The organism is Cytophaga aurantiaca DSM 3654 (assembly GCF_000379725.1).
Taxonomy (GTDB): Bacteria; Bacteroidota; Bacteroidia; order Cytophagales; family Cytophagaceae; genus Cytophaga; species Cytophaga aurantiaca.
Map to the genome: position 1 here is coordinate 40039 of NZ_KB903623.1, position 18659 is coordinate 58697.

Sequence of the window (18659 nt, forward strand, 5' to 3'; positions counted from 1 at the left end):
TTTTGTTAAACTTGAAAATAGTCCATTATCGCAGCGTGAATTTTTTACCGGAGAGTGCTTTTACAAGGCCTTTAAATTCCATCTGCAACAATACAGAACTGATTCTGTGCATGGGTAATTGTGACTTCCAGCTTAATTCATCAATGTGTATGCCTTCTGTATCAACCAATACGGCGTATATCATGAGTTCCTCTTCCTCAAGTTCAGAGAGGATTATGTTTTTACTTGCTTTCTGACTTGGTTCAATATCCCAATTTAATAATTCGATCAGGTCTGAAGCGCTTGTTAAGGTGTGCGCTTTGTTTTGCTTAATTAAATTGTTGCAGCCTTCAGAAGTAATATCGTTTATTCGTCCGGGCACGGCCATTACTTCGCGATCGTAGCTGTTTGCAATATCGGCGGTAATCAATGCGCCGCCGGATTGCGTTGCTTCAACAACAATGGTTACATCTGCCATACCTGCAATAATTCTGTTTCGTGCCGGAAAGCGCATGGGTTCAGCGATGGAGCCGAAGGTATATTCGCTCATCAATCCGCCTTGCTCGATCATTTTTGCAGCGGTGTTTTTATGTACAGATGGATAAATAATATCTGTGCCGTTAGCCATTACACCGATGGTTTCCAAACCAAGATCCAGTGCATCTCTGTGGGCCTGTATATCTATTCCATATGCCAGTCCGCTTACAACAAGCGGTTTGTATGAAGCCAGTTCTTCCAGTAATTTACGTACTACACTTTTACCATATTCGGTTGCTTTGCGTGTGCCAACAATTGCAATGGATTTAACAGGATTCACAGCTGCACTTCCTTTGTAGTACAATAAAGTAGGAGCATCCGGAATTTGTTTTAAGCGGTTCGGATAATCCGGATCGGTATAAAAAAGAAGTTGTGTGTCGAGTTTTTCTGATCGTTTTACAATTTCTTCTGCATCATGTAAAACAGTAGTATCCTGAATATTCTGAATGGTTATATCTCCAATCCCAGGAATATTTTTGAGTTTACCTTTGGGTGTTTTGAAAATCTGTTCGGCACTGCCGCAATAACTGATCAGCGTTTTAGTTGTAGCTGCACCAACGCCAGGGATAAGGCCCACGGCAACCTGGTAAATTTTTTCCTGCATAGCGGGTAGGAAAGTTTTATGTTTTAAGTAATAAGTTCTAAGAAAGTACTAAGTTCTATGTAATAAGTTTTAAGAAAGAGGCACGTTGTATATGAGTATCTTAAAATAGTAAGAGTAAAAATTTTAGTTCTAAATGAAAGACAGAAGGGTACTATTTAAACGAATAAAATGTAAAGGCTAAGAATCTTAAAACCTATCAATTAAAACGTAAAGCTTTTTAAAAGTAACGATTCTTAAAACTTAAAACCTATTACTTAAAACTTTATTCCATCTGCTTCTTCAAATCAACCAAAAAATCACGGACCTTCTGAAGAGATTCTAACAACTCCAGTTTATCTTTCGATTTGTGACGATCTACTTTGAGCATTTCTTTTGCGCCTTGAAGTGTATAGCCTCGCTCTTTTACCAGATTGTAAATGAGTCTGAAATTCTCAATATCTTCTTTGGTAAACTGACGGTTGCCGCGACGGTTCTTCTGAGGTTTGAATATATCGAACTCTGTTTCCCAAAAACGGATCAGGGAAGGAGCAACTTTAAACATGGTCGAAACTTCGCCAATGCTAAAATATTTTTTCTCTATATCTTTCTCTTTGTAAGGCAATTTGATAGCTGGGTTTGTATAAATACGTGAACCGATACAGTTCAAAAATACATATTCCAAACGGTACATTTCCAGTGTAAATCCTTTCGCTTTTTATTTCTTTTCCACATTTCAAGAGTCTTTGTGGAAAAGCCTTCATTCTGAAGTGGTTTCACATTCTTAAAAATCTATGAAATATTAAATCCCTTGCATAAAATCGGGCTTTTGACGTGGTTTTTTCCTAAATTTGAATCTTATAGTTTTAATGTTGAAAACCTTAGTTTGAGTATGTCTTCGTTTATGACCTCAGCCGAAATCCGTCAGCAATTTCTGGATTTCTTTGCCTCTAAAGGCCACCAAATTGTTCCTTCCGCACCGATCGTAAATAAAAATGATCCGACGTTGATGTTTACCAACGCCGGTATGAATCAATTCAAAGATTATTTCTTAGGAAATGAAACTCCGAAATACCGTCGTATTGCCGATACACAAAAATGTTTGCGTGTATCCGGTAAGCACAACGATTTGGAAGAAGTGGGTATTGATACCTATCACCATACCATGTTTGAAATGCTTGGTAACTGGTCGTTCGGAGATTATTTCAAAGAAGAGGCTATTGCCTGGTCATGGGAATTATTGACTTCGGTTTACAAACTTCCGAAAGACCGTTTGTATGTAACGATTTTCGAAGGCGACGATAAAGAGAAGCTTGCACGTGATACGGAAGCATATAACTTCTGGAAAAAATGGATCGCAGAAGACCGCATTCTGTTAGGAAATAAAAAAGATAACTTCTGGGAAATGGGCGAGCAAGGTCCGTGCGGACCGTGTTCAGAGATTCACGTCGATCTTCGTACAGCCGAAGAAGTGAAAGCCGTTGATGGTAAAACATTGGTGAACAACGATCACCCGCAGGTTGTAGAGATCTGGAACAACGTATTTATTCAGTTCAATCGTAAAGCCGATGGTTCTCTTGAAGAACTTCCGGACAAGCACGTTGATACAGGGATGGGTTTCGAGCGTCTGTGTATGGCGATTCAAAAAAAGAAATCAAATTACGATACCGACGTATTCACACCGATGATCGATTTCGTAGCGAAGGCTTCTGGAATCAAATACGGTGCGGATGAAAAGACAGATATTGCCATGCGCGTGATGGCAGATCACATCCGTGCCATTTCATTTGTTATTGCAGACGGACAACTTCCGTCGAATAATAAGGCTGGTTATGTGATCCGTCGTATTCTCCGTCGTGCGGTGCGTTACGCATATACCTTCTTAAATTTAAAAGAACCGTTTCTATATAAATTGGTTGCTGTATTGGCAGACCAATTAGCGCATGTGTTCCCTGAATTAAAATCTCAACAGGACTTTGTTTCGAAGGTTGTGCAGGAAGAAGAGATCTCTTTCCTACGTACGCTTGATATTGGCTTGAGTAAATTAGAGCAGATCAGAGAAGAATTAAAAACGAAGAAAGTTACTGTCATTGATGGTAAAACATCTTTTGAATTGTACGATACATTTGGCTTCCCATTAGACTTGATCCAGTTGATCGCTCGTGAGAACGGCTTGACAGTGGATGAAGCAGGCTTTGATGTGGAAATGGCTGCGCAGAAACAACGTTCTAAAAAAGCAGCGAGTGTTGAAACAAGCGACTGGACAATCGTAACAGAAGATGATGAAGTTGAATTCGTAGGTTACGATCATTTAATTTCTACTTCAAGAATCATTAAATACCGTCAGGTTAAAACAAAAGGCAAAGATCAATATCAATTGGTATTGGATACGACGCCTTTCTATGCAGAGAGCGGCGGACAGGCAGGAGATACTGGTACATTGACGCAAGGTGCTCAAAAAATTAAAGTGCTTGCTACTCAAAAAGAAAATAACCTGATCATTCATATTACTGAACAATTACCGGCAGACTTAAAAGCGTCTGTTGATTGTAAAGTAAATGTTTTGCAACGTTCACTTACAGAAAACAATCACTCTGCAACGCACTTGTTGCATGCAGCATTGAAACAAGTATTGGGTTCGCATGTGAATCAAAAAGGTTCATTAGTAAACGAATCGGTATTGCGTTTTGACTTTTCACACTTCTCTAAAGTAACAGAAGAAGAATTGAAGAAAGTAGAATTGATCGTGAATGAAAAAATTCGTGAGAATATTTCATTGAACGAAAGACGCAATGTACCAATCGAAGAGGCGAAGAAGCTTGGAGCTATGGCATTGTTCGGTGAAAAGTACGGTGAGTATGTTCGTATGATCACGTTTGATGATTCCTTCTCTCGTGAATTATGCGGTGGTACGCACGTTGCTTCTACAGGTAAGATCGGTTTCTTCAAGATAACAAGTGAATCATCGGTTGCTGCTGGTGTGCGTAGAATTGAAGCATTGACTGCAACTGCTGCGGAAGTATTTGTGGACGAACAGCAAACAACACTTGCTAAGATTACGGAACTGATGAAGAATCCAAAAGACTTAGTGAAGTCGCTGGAAGATTTATTGGAAGAACGTGTTGTGTTGCAAAAACAATTAGACGAATATCAGGCAGAGAAATCAAAAGCCATTGCGAAGTCATTAAAAGATACCGTTGAAAAAGTTGGCGATATTAATCTGATTCGTGCGAAGCTTGTATTGCCATCTGTGGATGCCATGCGTCAGGTGGCATACGATCTGAAACAAACAGTAGATAATTTATTGTTGGTGCTTGCTGTAAATGTAGATGGTAAACCAAACATTGCCGTAATGATCTCGGATAATCTTGTTGCAGACAAAGGATTGAATGCATCACAAATGATCCGTGAATTATCGAAAGAAATTCAGGGTGGAGGCGGCGGACAGCCATTCTACGCTACTGCCGGCGGTAAAGAAATTAATGGTTTGGATAAAGTGATTGCGAAAGCAAAGGATCTTATTCAGGTGAATGCTTAATTGTTTAGATAGAGAAGAATTATGGATCAGTCAATTATAGATAAATATCAACCGGTTATTGGTTTAGAAGTTCACGCGCAGTTGTCTACGCTGAGTAAAATATTTGCTTCAGATTCTGCAGAGTTTGGAAGTTTGCCCAATACAAACGTAAGTGTTATTACACTTGGTCACCCGGGTACATTGCCACGTTTGAATAAGAAGGTAGTTGAGTATGCGATCAAAATGGGTTTGGCATGTGGTTCTGAAATCAATCGCTATACGTCATTCGATCGTAAGAATTATTTCTATCCCGATCTTCCAAAAGGTTTTCAGACAACGCAGGATAGCGCGCCCATCTGTATTGGGGGAAATATTAAAATAAAATTAAAAAATACCGATCAGCAAACCATTCGTCTGAATCGTATTCACATGGAAGACGATGCTGGTAAAAACATGCACCTTGCAGGCGAAGTTGACACGCTTGTGGATTACAACCGTGCAGGTACACCATTGATCGAGATTGTTACAGAACCGGATATCCGTACATCGGAAGAAGCATACGCTGTTATGTCTGAGATTAGAAAACTGGTTCGTTATCTGGAGATCTGCGATGGCAACATGGAAGAAGGTTCTATGCGTTGCGATGCAAACGTTTCCGTGATGTTGAAAGGTGCAAAAGAATACGGTAAGAAAGTAGAAGTTAAAAACATGAACTCTGTACGTAACGTGCAGCGTGCAATTGATTTTGAAATTATACGTCAGATTGGATTGATTGAAAAAGGAGAGGAGATAATCTCTGAATCCCGTCAGTTTGATGCAGAAGACGGCTCTACACATGGTATGCGTACCAAAGAAGAATTAAACGATTACCGTTATTTCCCTGAGCCGGATTTACAACCTGTGTCAGTAAGTGATGCCTGGTTGGCAGAGATCAAAGCAACCTTGCCTGCCTTGCCACAGGAATTATATGCAAAGTTTTCAGGTGAATATAAATTATCCGAATACGATGTACAGGTATTAACAGATACCAAAGAGATCGCATTGTATTTTGATGAAGTGTGTAAACATACAAAGAATTACAAGCTGGCTTCTAACTGGGTTACCGGTGCAGTGAAATCACATTTGAATGAATTGGCTTTACACGTAAAAGATTTAAAAATTGCTCCGACGCAAATTGCGTTGTTGGTGGATTTGATTGAATCCGGTAAAGTAAATACCACGATTGCCAACCAATCTATTTTCCCTGAGTTATTAAAAGGAACTTCAAAAACACCGTTACAGATTGCGGAAGAATTGAACCTTGTTCAGCAAAGCAATACAGATGAATTGATTCCATTGATTCAGGAAATTATTGCGAAGTATCCGGCTAAAGTAGCAGAATATAAAGGCGGCAAGACAGGTATCCTGTCTATGTTTATGGGAGATCTGATGAAAGCTACCAAAGGTAAAGCAGATCCTAAAGTTGCTACCGAATTAATTAAACAAGTATTAGAAGCATAATTCAGTATGAAAAGAATTTCAATCGTTTATCTGTTGCTTGTATTGGTTTGGACTGTTTCATGTTCAGATAAAAAAGAAAAAGCAACAAAGCCGGGAAGTTTTGAATATTCTATTAAAGGTACCGTAAGCCATAGCAAAGGTGGATATGTACATTTAGAAGAAATGCGCGATAAACGCTGGATTTCTATTGATTCTGTTGAATTAAGCAAGGCTGGAGAATTTGAATTTAAAGGTTCAGCGGATGAAGTGGATATTTACAGACTTCGATTTGCAGATGAGAGCTTTTTGCCATTGATTGTAAATTCAGATCCGCTTGTTTTTACAGCAGATGCAAATGATCTGCTTGAAACAGTTGTGTATACAGGAAGTAAAGACAACTCAACCTTTGCTGATTTTAATAAAAAAATGATGGCCTTCACTAAAACACATAGTGAATTGTCTGCTATGTTGGATTCAATGAAAGAAGTGAATACATCTTCGATCTTTGCAACCAATTGCATGAATCAGATCAAGGCTACGGAAGCAGATATGAAAGTATACATACAGGAGTCTATCACTGCGAATACAGGTTCTCCCATTGTATTCAGTATGTTGAGTTATGCAGATTGGGAAAATGATTTTCCATTTATTGAAACAGTCACTACGGCTATTAAACAAAAGCAACCGACATATAAATATACTGCAAGTCTGGTTACAAATGTAACGCAGTATAAAACCTATCTGGAGCAAAAAGTTGCGAAAGAAAAAGGTAATCCTGCAGCAATAGGGAAGGAAGCTCCAGAGTTTATTCTTCCGGATACAAAAGGGAAGATGGTAAGTTTATCTTCTTTTAGAGGTAAATATGTATTGCTTGATTTCTGGGCTTCCTGGTGCGGCCCATGCCGTCAGGAGTCTCCAACGGTTGTGAAGGCATATCAAAAATTTAAAGGAAAGAAATTTGATATCTTAAGTGTGTCACTGGACGATAACAAAGAGAAGTGGTTCAGTGCAATTGAGAAAGATAAATTAACGTGGACACACGTAAGCGATCTGAAAGCATGGGAATCTTCTGTGGTACGTTTGTATCAGGTAGAAGGAATTCCGGCAACGTTTTTATTAGATCCCAACGGTGTTGTAGTTGCGAGAGATTTGCGCGGAAGTGCATTGGAAGAAAAGTTACAGGAGTTATTGAAATAAGGCTATGATGAAAATAAACGAAGAGTTGAAAGATAAGATCTCCTATGGATTAATTATCGCTATTTTGTTGACAGCAATTGTACCGCTTGTAACAACAGTTGATACGGGATTACTTATTACGTTGCGTGCGCTGTTTGTGGGTTTATTGGCAGGTTTATATTTGGTTACGGCAGAATCGAAAGATCTTTTCTTTTTAACTTTTGCGTCCTTTATTGCATTATCGGCTGTACAGTTGTTGGCTCCCGGTATAGATGTATCCTATATCAAAGCCTTGTTTGCATTGCCTTTTTTATTGTCGGCCATTGCTTTTGGTGTGTTGGCGTATAAACACAGCAAAGAATTCAAGACTTTTGAAATGCTGGAATTTTTGCTGGTGTTGTTTTTATTGATCTCATCAACCCGCTATGCAGTTACTACAGAATACTCTATGTATTACTCGTTTGGTACCTGCTTTCTGATTTCAACATTGATCTACAACAACAATCTTTGGATGCGTTACAAAGACTCAGAGAAAGAGCTGTTGATCTTATTGCTGGTTGTATCGTTTGTGGATGTGATCCAGGTGAGCGCGAAGTTTATTTCGTTTTAAAATATTCTTACTGCTGTTATAATTTTCCACTCTTACCACAACTACAAATCTACCCGCTGTTGTGCCAACGGCCGACAGCCAATTTAAGGGCGCTGGTTTTTGAAAAGGATATGAATTTATTTTATTCATATCAATAGACAGACATGCTGAGTTTCTTCTACCTATAATGAATATTTTATGTTGAAGTTGAAAAAAGAAATAAAAGACAAAATATCATATGGTATCATTGGCGCAATTATATTTACAGCGCTTTTACCCATTTTAGGGTCACGTGATGGGTTGGTTATATTTTTTCAACATGGGTTCATATTAAGTTTAGCTGTTTTTTATACAATCATTTCAGAGAAAAAAGATTTGTTTTTTTTAACGTTTATATTGTTTATTGTTCAAAGATTAACTTTAATTGGCTTTAGTATTAATATTTCGAATGAGGTATTTTATATGTTTATTAAGATTTTTTCTGTAGTAGCAATTTTGTCAAATGTGTTTCCTGCATTGGCTTTGTGGATAGAGGCAAAGCATAATAAAGAGTCTGGAAATATGGAATTAGCAGAGATTCTTTTAATTGTACTTTTCTTAATTCCTCTATGCTTAGAAGTACTTTATAGTGTAAATGTAATTATTCCTGATTTTTCTATGGGTTGGTATTTGGCGTTCGGTTTTCTTATTATATTACTTATGAGAAAAAGGAATTTGTGGTTGCAGTATTCAGAAAATAAAAAAAATATTTTAATGTTTATCTTGGTCGTGTGTTTTGTTGAATTGATTAAGAAATGTTCTATGCTTATTTAATTTTTTAATAAATAGTTATATGCTTGTTAATCTATCTTCAATTTTTGCTGTTATTCGAAAAGTATTTTGGATCATATTGTCAGTTATATTTATTTTGTTGATTGTGTTGTTTTTCGTAACATCTTTTAATATAGTATTTTTATTTTTCGTCTTTTTTATAGGATTCCCCTTGTTAGTTTTACGGAAATTTTTTCATATTATGATTTCGTATCCGGCAAAATTTGACGATCAATATTTATATCTCGGTAAGAAAAAAATAAAGCTGCAAGATATAAGAGGAGTGAAGCTCGTAGCCCGCAATTTATATAGCATCGAAATTGAAGACGATACTAAAAAACAGTATTTTGAAAGTTATAATTGGGGCCTGCATGAATATATTACATATTTCTCGTATACCTTCAATGAGAAGACAAAGGAGTTGGTGCGAAGGATTAATGCTGCTAAAGAGGATAATTGATATTTTTATTTATCAACCTTGGCGGAATAAATGTTACTTATTGTTAGTATATTTTAATTTCTGTCTATCACTTTGAACAATTTCTTTTATAATGTCTATCATAAATCATTTTAGAATTTCCACTGAAGCATTTCGCTTCAGAATATTCCTTACTTTTTTGTATTAAATGATTACATAAATCATATTTGAAAATTATTGTTTGATGACTCCAACTATGTTGATTCCTTAAATATCGCTGCCGTTTTTTTATTATTTCCATACCATCTTTATAGGAAGCGGTATCAACTGACCAGCTACTCCAATGTTTACTGCTCTTACGACCTTTATTATCCCAACCGAAAACGTTCAGTGCAGCACACATTGTCGTAATTAGTAGGATTTGTCGAAGCATATAGGACGAATATGTTTTTTATAAAATTGCTACAACCTAGTGTTACAGGCATGTTTTTATTTACATTCTAATAACTTTTTATTTAATTCTTCTTCGAATAATTTATAAGTATCATAGGTAGCAGCTTTTTTCCAATCCATGCAAGCTGATTCTGTTTTCCCTAGTTTATAGTAGCAATCACCTCTCAATATAATATAAATAATATATTCAGGTAATACAGGCATATCATTATTTTTGAGATAATCATTTTCAAAGTAATTCAGTGATTTGTCAAGGCATTTTATAGATTTTTCATATTTCATTTTGGAAAAATAAAAATCTGCGAGACTTTCGTTTGCTGAATTATAATATTTATTTGCTGAATCAATTGAGATTGGTATTAAATATTTCTCAGCTAATTTACTATCTCCTTTTGCTATATAATAGTTACCATAAGCATATTGAAGGTATTCTCTGTTTAAATTATATGTTTTTACTATCAACAACGTTTGAAATGATAATTGCAATTTATTTGTTTGATTTAATAAAAAGGACTTTTGAATTAATTGTTCCGACATTTTTACGGAATCACAATGATCTAAAGAATTATCATGTGTAAATAGATTAAAAAGTGAATCTATTTTGTTAATTACAACCTCAGGTTTTAGATAGTAATTTGTATGATAAAAATTTTTATTATACTTAAATGAAGTACAAAATTCATCTGATAAGGGAGGGAGTGGTGAGATTTCTTCAAATAGTTCTTGTCCATTTGAAATAGTTGGAACAACAATTAAGATAAAAATAAGTATCAGATTGATCATTTTGTTTATGACTTTAATTGCCTGTAACGGTTGTGCTTGTAATTGGTGCAAATGTTAATCCTTGAATGCTTCCGCACCACTTCTGAAAGCATATTTTGATATACAAATTATTCATGCGGTTTTAACGCACTAAAATTTCCTTGAAGCCGAACTTGCACTAATTACTAGCTATTGTTGTGTGTATTGCTTTATTCGTTTATTATTTCATTCATGTATACCAATAACCAAATCGTTATTCCTGTTTTAACTTTTAAGCTTCTAACTTGATTTTCTGTAATTCCTACATTTGGTTGGTGAACATTGCACAAAATAGAATAACAATCACAAACATATTTTATTTCATTTTTTGTAAAATCATCCAACATTCCAAATTTGATTTGCGATGTAAAAAACTCAATTTTCTGCTCTCTTGTTATTCGTATGTGAATCAGCTTTTGTTTACCAATTTTATATTTACGAAATTCTTTCTCAAACATTTCTGCATTTTTCAATTTCTCAACTGGTGCAAGAATGTCGTCAATTAAATGCTCCAAAATTGTACGCAAAGAAATTAGGCAATGCCTTAATCGGTCAGGATTTGAATCATTTTCAAGTGCGAAATTTGCACCATACCAAATATTTTCAAGTCCAAGTTCTTTCAAATAGGGAACCAGATTCTCACTTAAAATTTCTTCTTTGGCTTTAATATCTTCATCTGTTAAATCAGAAACTAAACTTTCTTTAAATTCCTCAGCAGATTTTAAATTCAGAATTTCGAGGTCTGTTATAAATCCAAATTGTAATTCTGGATTATTCTTTAACCTTTCGCCAATATTTCCAATTCTCCTTAAATTCTCAAGTAACTCGGAATTTAAAAATGGCTTAAACTCTGTGATATCAAACTTAGGGAAATTATAAGTTGGTATATCAATTTTTGGAAGTAGAGCTTTGAATTTGTTTTGTGTCTCAATAATTTGTCGAACACTTTCAGGTAATGAAAATCTGTCGGCAATTTTAGCCATTTCAATTAGTGTTGAATTCATTCCTGTCAATTTGATTTTATCCAAAGTGTTTTTCTAGCATTACTGCCAACGTTTAACATGCAATTTGTAGCGGTATTTAAAGATAAGAAGTTTAATGGAACAGAGTAGACAAATTGCTGCGGAAATCCATATTCTATTTTACCATCAGAATTCCGCAGGAATTTGGTGGAGTAGGAAAGAGCTCAACTGTTTCCTGAGAAACGCACCGCTATAAATTGTATGTATTGTTGTAGCACGTTTTTTTATTCAATTTTTCTTTCAAGTTGAGCTTTAAACAGTTTACGTAATCTATAACCTAATGCACTGTTGTCCGCATAAGCCGAAATAGTTGTTCTAAAGTCAATTTCATCTTTAGATTTAGTTTCAGCATCAAATGCTAGAATTAGATTCGCTTCATTAAGTCCTGAAATTGAAATTCTTAAAAATTTAGATTCAAATTCTTTTACTGTTTTTAAATTACTTGCTTTAAAAGCTGGCCAATCTTTCTTATTTCTACTAGTAAAGTCGGCATTTTTTTGTTCAAACTTATTTAGGTTTCGCTTGATTGATTCACCAAGAATTTCATCATTGACATCAAATTTCAAGATTTCAATTTCTTCTTGCTCATAATGCACCCATGATTCATCAATAAAGAAGGGAGCTATTAGAATCTTGTCATATTCATTGCTTAGGTAAATAGCAATCATATGCGGAAACTGTTTTTTTTCTTTATTTAACTTGAACCATTTCATATTTTCTCAAATGTGCTACAACGTTTAACATGCAATTTGTAGCGGTATTTAAAGATAAGAAGTTTAAAGGAACAGAGTAGACAAATATTGCTGCGGAAAATTATAATCTATTTTACCATCAGAATTCCGCAGGAATTTGGCGGAGTAGGATAGAGCCTTACTTTTTCCCAACAAACGAACCGCTATAAATTGTATGTTAAACGTTGTAGGTTTTTTTTTAATATGGGCCAGAAATTATTGCAATTTCAGAGGGATTGTAGATAGTATATATTGATTGTTTTATTCCAATAAATTTCATAATTAATTCATGCAGAATTAAATCGTATTCAGATATGTTAGATTTGGTGTGTATATTTAATGAACTCATAACTGCTATTTTATCAAGCGCTTCACTAAACTCTCTATAAGTAGACCAAGATTCGTACTTAATAAATTTTTCATCATATTCCCAGTCATAATTTAATCCAATAGCATAAAAATTATCTGGCAAACTTTCGTTTAAAGTATTTGAATTATTTATTTGGTCAACTGCAAAATCAGAAACATAATTAACATTTAAAGCATTGATTTCTTTATCTGAAAATCTTAACCAATTTTTTCTGTCTACATTTCCCTCATAATTTGTTTGAAAATATTCCGAATAAGACTTTATATTTTTAAAGTGTTCAGATAGTAATGAATCTGTATCCGTAATATAAATGCCTTTTAAAAAGCAAATCTTATTGTTATGCTTCGCAATTAGACCAGTAACTGTCCCCATATTCTTAAATGTAAGAGTTATCTAAAATTACCTACAACGGTGTTGCTGGTAATTGGTGCAAATGTTAATGCTTATAAGTTTCCACACCACTACTGAAAGCATGCATTAATATAAAATTATTTATGCGGTTGTAAGGCACAGAAGTTTCCTAACAAACGGACTTGCACTAATTACTAGCTATTGTTAGCAACATTACTTCTAGTTGTCTCCAAGGTTTGCAATTCTTTTGATTTTAGATTCAACACCAATTAGTTTACTTGGGTCTGGAAATAGATTCGATACATTTTCAGGTGCAATAAGTGCTGGATGTATCTCAGCACCTTTACCTATTAGTTCTGCAAATGTGGTAATTGAATTCTTGATTCTCTCAATATTTTCTGGTGTATTTTCTCGAAAGTGTTGAGATGATATATGTTCAGCTTCTGCTTCTATCATTAAATCGGTTTCCGCCTTTTGAGCTTTTAATATATCTTCTAAACTGTCATTTTTAACCTTAAGTCCTCTAATTTGTTGAGCAAGCATTTGCCCTTCTAAAATTTTCTTATAAATGACAGCTGACGCCCAAACTAGACTTGCTATTACAGTTACAGCAGATGCCCCAACAAAAACATTAAGCCAAATTGAACCGTTTTCAACACTTACAATTTTAGTTTGTCCATTAATGTCATCATTGAAAATTACCTGTGTTAATGCTAAATGAATCTCTCTTGAAACTTTTGACAATTCGTCAAAATCGTTAACTGGTGGTAATTTTATATTAATTGAATTAATATCTTCCGCAGGAACAGTTGTCAGTAGCACATTGAAAAAATTTAAGCTAAGGGTCTTTAATAATGAGAGATTATTAACTATATCACGTCCTTCTTGTATCTGAACAGTCATTTGATCGTTGGCTGTTGTAAAAATAACTGAATTGCTTAGTGACTCAACAATTCCGTCAAAAATATTTAGAGTTTTCATATCGTTTACTACAGTTCTAATATTATTCAGTCCAGAAAAGGTCATTGTTTGTCCATTACCTGCGGCTGTAGAATTCCACACTAGTCGAGTAAGTATATTTTGTAGTTGCTGCTTTATTAATTTTAAAGATGTATCCATGTGTTTTATTTTGGTTTATTTATTGCATTAGTATTGTTGCTAACGTCTATGCTTATAATTGGTGCAAATGTTAATGCTTTTCAGTTTCCACACCATTACTGAAAGCATGCCTTAATTTACAAATTATTTATGCGGTTGTAATGCACTGATGTTTCCTAACAAACGGAATTGCACTAATTACTAGCTGTTGTTAGCACCAGTTTATTCTTTATCAATTAACAGTTTAAATTCCTTAATATTTTTCAAACTATATTCAGCACGGTTCAATGTAGTCATCCCATTTGGAATCTGGGCATTTACTTTTGGAGCATGAACTAATTTATTGTTAATTATCAAGGCAAGTCTTTTATGGATTGCATTTTCTGTAGCAATGGACCAGACATTTGTTCCATATTCATCAAGCATTATTTCAAGACCTACATAATCAGGATATAATCCTTTAAAATTAGTTTTAAAAATCTCCACACTATAAAAATTATCCTTAATAACTATTGGCATAGGGACAATATAATATACCTCATCAGATTTGTCCAATTGTCTTTCATAACCATTTATAGTATCACTAATATAATACCAACCCGTTACAAGAGTTGAGTCTTTAAGTATTTTACTATATACAGAGTCGATTTTTGTTTTAAAGTCTGATTGTTTATTTAAATTCTGTCCATTACAATTAGTTATACTAAGCAATAAGCATAAGAAATAAATAAATCTAAAATTGTTTTTCATGTTTACTTTAATTGGTGCTAACTAGTATATACACGCACCTACTTGCATGTATATTTCATATGTTTCTAGCCGAACCGTTTACTATCCGTTTAATAAACGTTTATAAAACGGTTACCAAATTTTGAATTTTTAAAAACAAAAAAACATTTATTCTTTCAAAAATCAGCTAGCGTCTAAATATCCATTCTTTTTAGAATAAATCAAAATAGTCTGGATGAATCACTCAGGTTTAGGAAGGTAACACACAGCTCATAGTAGCATTTAAAGTATGGTTACCCCATGGTTATCCCACCCTTAGCCCACCTATGTCCCACCTTTATCCCATAGATGTTCCGGGTATGATCCGCCTACAATCCGCCTATAATCCATGTCAATATAATTGGTTCATACCTTGAAATAGTTTTATTCAGGCCAAAAAACTTCCTCATTACAAAATAAAAAAATAAGGTTGCAACACAAGCAGCGCTGCAACCTTATTCAATCTGGTTTTTTAATCTCTTACTGTACCGTCAATACATATTTCTTTTTTCGTTCTTCTCCATTCAATCCCATTCCTTTGAAAGTAATTCTGCTTGCAGGAATTCCGGCTTTTACCAGGTAATTATAAATCACTCCGGCTTCTTCCTCAGTGTAATCGTTGCTATAAGAAACAGTTGAGTCGCTTGTGTTGATTATTTCTTTATCGAAGTTTGAATGTTGTACACTATCCATCAGGATAGCATCGGTGTAGGCTCTGATGTGAATGTTAAGTGTCGGGTTCATTTTTAAGAATAACTTTACCCGGTTCAACTCAAGTTCAGACTTCGTATCCAATTCAAAATCATCATTTATTGAAATAGGAGTGAGCACGATCTCACTGCCTTTTACTGCAGGTTTCAATTCATACGAAACATTTTTCTCTTCGTATTTGTATACAGGAGATTTGGGATCATAAAACGAAATGTATTCATAACCCGGCAAAGCAGGGAATACTCCAACATCATAATCATCGGAAGCGGGGACAGGTACAGAGAAGCTTCCATCTGCAGCTGTTCTGTATGTCATTGTATATCCAGTTTTAATATGCGTTACCGTAATCTGAGCTGCTAATGGTTTCTTCGTATTGATGTCCGTTACTTTTCCCTGATATAATTTTACCATACCGGGCTGCATGTCTTCAGGTACTTTAGAGATGATAATGTCACGTTCATTTTTTCCTTTTCCAGGTGCATCCGAATACAACATAGATCCTCCGGCTGCAATGGAAATGTACTTGTCATCATTCGCTGTATTGATGAATGCATAATTAATGGGTGTGCTGAAGGTTCCGTTTTCTTCACGGGTGCTTTTGTAGAAATCGTATCCGCCTTTTCCACCTGCACGTGCCGAGGAAAATAAGAATGTTTTATTATCTGAAAGTAATTTTCCTCCGCATTCACAATCGCCATTGATTGGGGCCGGCAATGCTACAGGCTCTTTCCATGACGTAGAGCTGATGCGTTCAACCATCATGATTTTTCCGCAAGGTAATCCACCTGCTGTTTTCTTGTCGCTCAATACAGTATAATACATAAATTTACCATCCGGAGAAATAGATGGGTCAAGCTCGTTACCCGTTGTATTGATAGGCTTTCCAAAATTCATTGGTGCAGACCAGCCTCCGGTTGCATTCTTTTCAACATACCAGATATCAGTACCTCCAATGCCTTTGTATCTGTTTGAATGAAATAAGATCATTGTGCCGGCATGATTGATAAAGTAACCGCCATTCGTTAATTTTTCACTTGCTGTATTTACACCAGGTACTACAACAGGTACAGACCAAACGCCATTGGTTTGGTACGAGATCATTACATCTGCTTTGTTTGTGTTATAGTAAACCATTTCATAGATCAATGTTTTTCCATTCCCGCTTACAGTTGGATTAAAATCATCTGACATAGAGGTGTTGATCGGATTCTTTAATACAACAACCTGTGCGGATAGTGCTTGTGAAAAAAATGAAAAAGCAATAAGTAATACATGTGAAAATTTCATACGGTAGTGTTTTTTGAACTAAAATGAACGTATTATACTGAATTAAGATACATAAAATGTATGAAAAGTAGTGCTGTTTTTAGATTCGTTATCACAACTTAATATGGGCCGTGTTTAATTATATATCACTTAATTCGTCGGTGAATGTAATAAAAAGGCTTAAGCTGTAGCAATGAAGCGAATGCACAGCGTTTATTCCGCTAAATATTTCGTATTTTTGTAAAATCATCATTTTAAATAAGATATTCAGAATGATGTGTATCGGAGAAATTATTCGCATTAAACATATAATACCGTGTCTTTAGAAGGTTTAAAATTAAATAAGCAATTAAATACAGCAATGGCTGATCTTGGATTTACAAGTCCAAGAGAAGTTCAGGAAAAAACGTTGTCTCGCATTATTGGCGGACAGGATCTGGTAATTATAGGTCCGGAAGGTTGTGGTAAAACAACAGCGCTTGTTTTAGGTGTATTGGCGAAATTAAAATTTGCTTTCGAAATAGCTCCGCGTGTATTGATCATGGTTCCAAACAGAACCAATGGGGAAGCATTAGAGGAACAATTCAGATTGTTGGGAAGAAATCTTGATATACGTGTTTTAGGTGTATATCCGGGTATGGGTATGGAAGGACAACGTGAACTCCTTGAAGAGGGGATTGATGTAGTTATTGGTACGCCGGATCGGGTAGAGGGTATGTATATTAAGTCTGCAATTAATTTATCCCAGATCAAATCATTCATTTTGGATGATGCTGATCTGATCGTGAAACAAGGCTTGCAAACAGTTGTTAAAAATATCGCTGAAAGTTTACCGAAGTGTCAGCATATTGTCTTTACTGAGATCATACATGAAAGACTACAAAAACTGGTAGATTTCTTTTTGCTGTATCCAACAACAATTGAAGTAGATTTGGATTCGTTGGCAGTGGTAGATACGGTTCCATTGCAGTTGTACAAAGTGCCGAATTATAAAACGAAATTGAATTTATTAAACCTGATGATGCGTGATTACGATACCTATAAAAAGGTTGTTGTATTTACGAACACAAAGAGCACAGCGGATAAATTATTGAGAAGTTTAGAGAAAAGGATTGAATCTGCTGTTGCTATATTGAATCCATCATTCGGACAAAAAGGCGTAACATCATTCGAGCAATTTAAACAGGATGAAGAGTTGCGTGTTTTGTTAATCTCTAATGAAGAAGAAGCGTTGGTTAACTTCGATGACATACAATTTATTCTTCATTTTGATCTGCCTTTAGAACGCAATGTGATGATTAACCGTGTAGAGCGCAAGCAGGTTGATGAATTGCCAAATACCATAGCTATTACGTATTCAACCGATATTGAATTGAATATGGTTCGTAAAGTTGAATTGGGTGTTGGACATAGTATGCAAATTATGGATTTGCCGGAGGATTTGATTATCGAAGGAAATCGTGCAGGTAAAGAAGAAGATGGTGTAGAGATCAAAAGAAAAAAAACTACAACTTCAGCGGAAGAATATATTCCGGGAGCAGCTTTTCATGCCAAGAAAGAAAGTAATTTAAAAGATTATAATTACAATTATAAAGACAAGCGCAAGATGGCGGGGAAGAAGAGTAAACGCCGTAACGACTAACTGAAAATGCTAAATTGAAGAATATAAAAAAGGGTTACTGATATTTTCAGTAACCCTTTTTTAATGGCTGTTTGCTGCACACAAAATGATGCGCTCATGAACCCCTATAAAACAAAAAAGCCTTAGATTTCTCTAAGGCTTTAAGCGGAATTGACGGGACTCGAACCCGCGACCTCCTGCGTGACAGGCAGGCGTTCTAACCAACTGAACTACAACTCCAAAGGTTAATATATTTATTCTGATTATTTCAATTTTTGAGCATTTCTAAGGAGCATTTCCCCTTATTGCGATGCAAAGGTAGCATTTTATATGATATACTCCAAACCTATTTTTGAATTTTATTAACATTTTAATTCTTTCC

Annotated in this window: 16 protein-coding genes and 1 tRNA gene; 7 read left to right on the plus strand and 10 right to left on the minus strand. The window is 35.1% G+C overall.

The genetic code is table 11. The features are described 5' to 3' along the window. Nucleotides 1-25: 25 nt before the first annotated feature. Both dprA and A3EE_RS0103650 read right to left on the minus strand, forming a co-directional pair. Nucleotides 26-1120 (minus strand): DNA-processing protein DprA, encoded by a 1095-nt coding sequence (gene dprA / locus A3EE_RS0103645; RefSeq protein WP_018342076.1) that lies wholly within the window; start codon nucleotides 1118-1120, stop codon nucleotides 26-28. Between the two features lie 262 nt (nucleotides 1121-1382). Then, on the minus strand, nucleotides 1383-1721 hold the full coding sequence (locus A3EE_RS0103650) for a MerR family transcriptional regulator (RefSeq protein ID WP_026209573.1): 339 nt from the start codon (nucleotides 1719-1721) through the stop codon (nucleotides 1383-1385). Between the two features lie 279 nt (nucleotides 1722-2000). Here A3EE_RS0103650 and alaS point away from each other — a divergent pair, with 279 nt between their 5' ends. The 6 genes from alaS (at nucleotide 2001) to A3EE_RS21770 (ending at nucleotide 9127) form a co-directional block, all read left to right on the plus strand. After that, on the plus strand, nucleotides 2001-4634 hold the full coding sequence (gene alaS, locus A3EE_RS0103655) for an alanine--tRNA ligase (RefSeq protein WP_018342078.1): 2634 nt from the start codon (nucleotides 2001-2003) through the stop codon (nucleotides 4632-4634). Between the two features lie 21 nt (nucleotides 4635-4655). Next, nucleotides 4656-6113: an Asp-tRNA(Asn)/Glu-tRNA(Gln) amidotransferase subunit GatB gene (gatB, locus tag A3EE_RS0103660; protein WP_018342079.1), complete on the plus strand. Its 1458-nt coding sequence runs from the start codon at nucleotides 4656-4658 to the stop codon at nucleotides 6111-6113. A gap of 6 nt (nucleotides 6114-6119) precedes the next feature. Further along, nucleotides 6120-7289 (plus strand): TlpA disulfide reductase family protein, encoded by a 1170-nt coding sequence (locus tag A3EE_RS0103665; protein ID WP_018342080.1) that lies wholly within the window; start codon nucleotides 6120-6122, stop codon nucleotides 7287-7289. 4 nt (nucleotides 7290-7293) lie between these two features. Continuing rightward, complete coding sequence (locus tag A3EE_RS0103670; RefSeq protein WP_157446871.1) at nucleotides 7294-7878, plus strand: hypothetical protein; 585 nt, start codon at nucleotides 7294-7296, stop codon at nucleotides 7876-7878. A 177-nt stretch (nucleotides 7879-8055) separates the two neighbouring features. Further along, a complete protein-coding gene (locus A3EE_RS0103675; protein WP_018342082.1) occupies nucleotides 8056-8670 on the plus strand; it encodes a hypothetical protein in 615 nt (204 codons plus the stop codon). 199 nt (nucleotides 8671-8869) lie between these two features. After that, nucleotides 8870-9127 (plus strand): hypothetical protein, encoded by a 258-nt coding sequence (locus A3EE_RS21770; protein ID WP_157446872.1) that lies wholly within the window; start codon nucleotides 8870-8872, stop codon nucleotides 9125-9127. Between the two features lie 447 nt (nucleotides 9128-9574). Here the strand turns inward: A3EE_RS21770 and A3EE_RS0103690 are convergent, their stop codons facing one another. The 7 genes from A3EE_RS0103690 to A3EE_RS0103720 form a co-directional block, all read right to left on the minus strand. After that, on the minus strand, nucleotides 9575-10321 hold the full coding sequence (locus tag A3EE_RS0103690; RefSeq protein WP_018342085.1) for a tetratricopeptide repeat protein: 747 nt from the start codon (nucleotides 10319-10321) through the stop codon (nucleotides 9575-9577). Between the two features lie 188 nt (nucleotides 10322-10509). After that, nucleotides 10510-11343 (minus strand): pPIWI-associating nuclease domain-containing protein, encoded by an 834-nt coding sequence (locus tag A3EE_RS0103695; protein WP_211208916.1) that lies wholly within the window; start codon nucleotides 11341-11343, stop codon nucleotides 10510-10512. 242 nt (nucleotides 11344-11585) lie between these two features. After that, nucleotides 11586-12074, minus strand: a complete 489-nt coding sequence (locus A3EE_RS0103700; RefSeq protein WP_018342088.1) for a hypothetical protein — start codon at nucleotides 12072-12074, stop codon at nucleotides 11586-11588. 217 nt (nucleotides 12075-12291) lie between these two features. After that, nucleotides 12292-12834, minus strand: a complete 543-nt coding sequence (locus A3EE_RS0103705) for a hypothetical protein (protein WP_018342089.1) — start codon at nucleotides 12832-12834, stop codon at nucleotides 12292-12294. Between the two features lie 198 nt (nucleotides 12835-13032). Beyond that, complete coding sequence (locus A3EE_RS19970) at nucleotides 13033-13932, minus strand: hypothetical protein (RefSeq protein ID WP_018342090.1); 900 nt, start codon at nucleotides 13930-13932, stop codon at nucleotides 13033-13035. Between the two features lie 201 nt (nucleotides 13933-14133). After that, nucleotides 14134-14661 carry a hypothetical protein gene (locus tag A3EE_RS0103715; RefSeq protein WP_157446873.1) on the minus strand — a complete coding sequence of 176 codons (528 nt, stop codon included), beginning with the start codon at nucleotides 14659-14661 and terminating at the stop codon, nucleotides 14134-14136. 498 nt (nucleotides 14662-15159) lie between these two features. Next, a complete protein-coding gene (locus A3EE_RS0103720) occupies nucleotides 15160-16677 on the minus strand; it encodes an OmpA family protein (RefSeq protein ID WP_018342092.1) in 1518 nt (505 codons plus the stop codon). Nucleotides 16678-16972: 295 nt separating this feature from the next. Here A3EE_RS0103720 and A3EE_RS0103725 point away from each other — a divergent pair, with 295 nt between their 5' ends. Then, complete coding sequence (locus A3EE_RS0103725; protein WP_018342093.1) at nucleotides 16973-18298, plus strand: DEAD/DEAH box helicase; 1326 nt, start codon at nucleotides 16973-16975, stop codon at nucleotides 18296-18298. 145 nt (nucleotides 18299-18443) lie between these two features. Here the strand turns inward: A3EE_RS0103725 and A3EE_RS0103730 are convergent. Continuing rightward, nucleotides 18444-18517 (minus strand) — tRNA-Asp (locus A3EE_RS0103730). Between the last annotated feature and the right edge of the window lie 142 nt (nucleotides 18518-18659).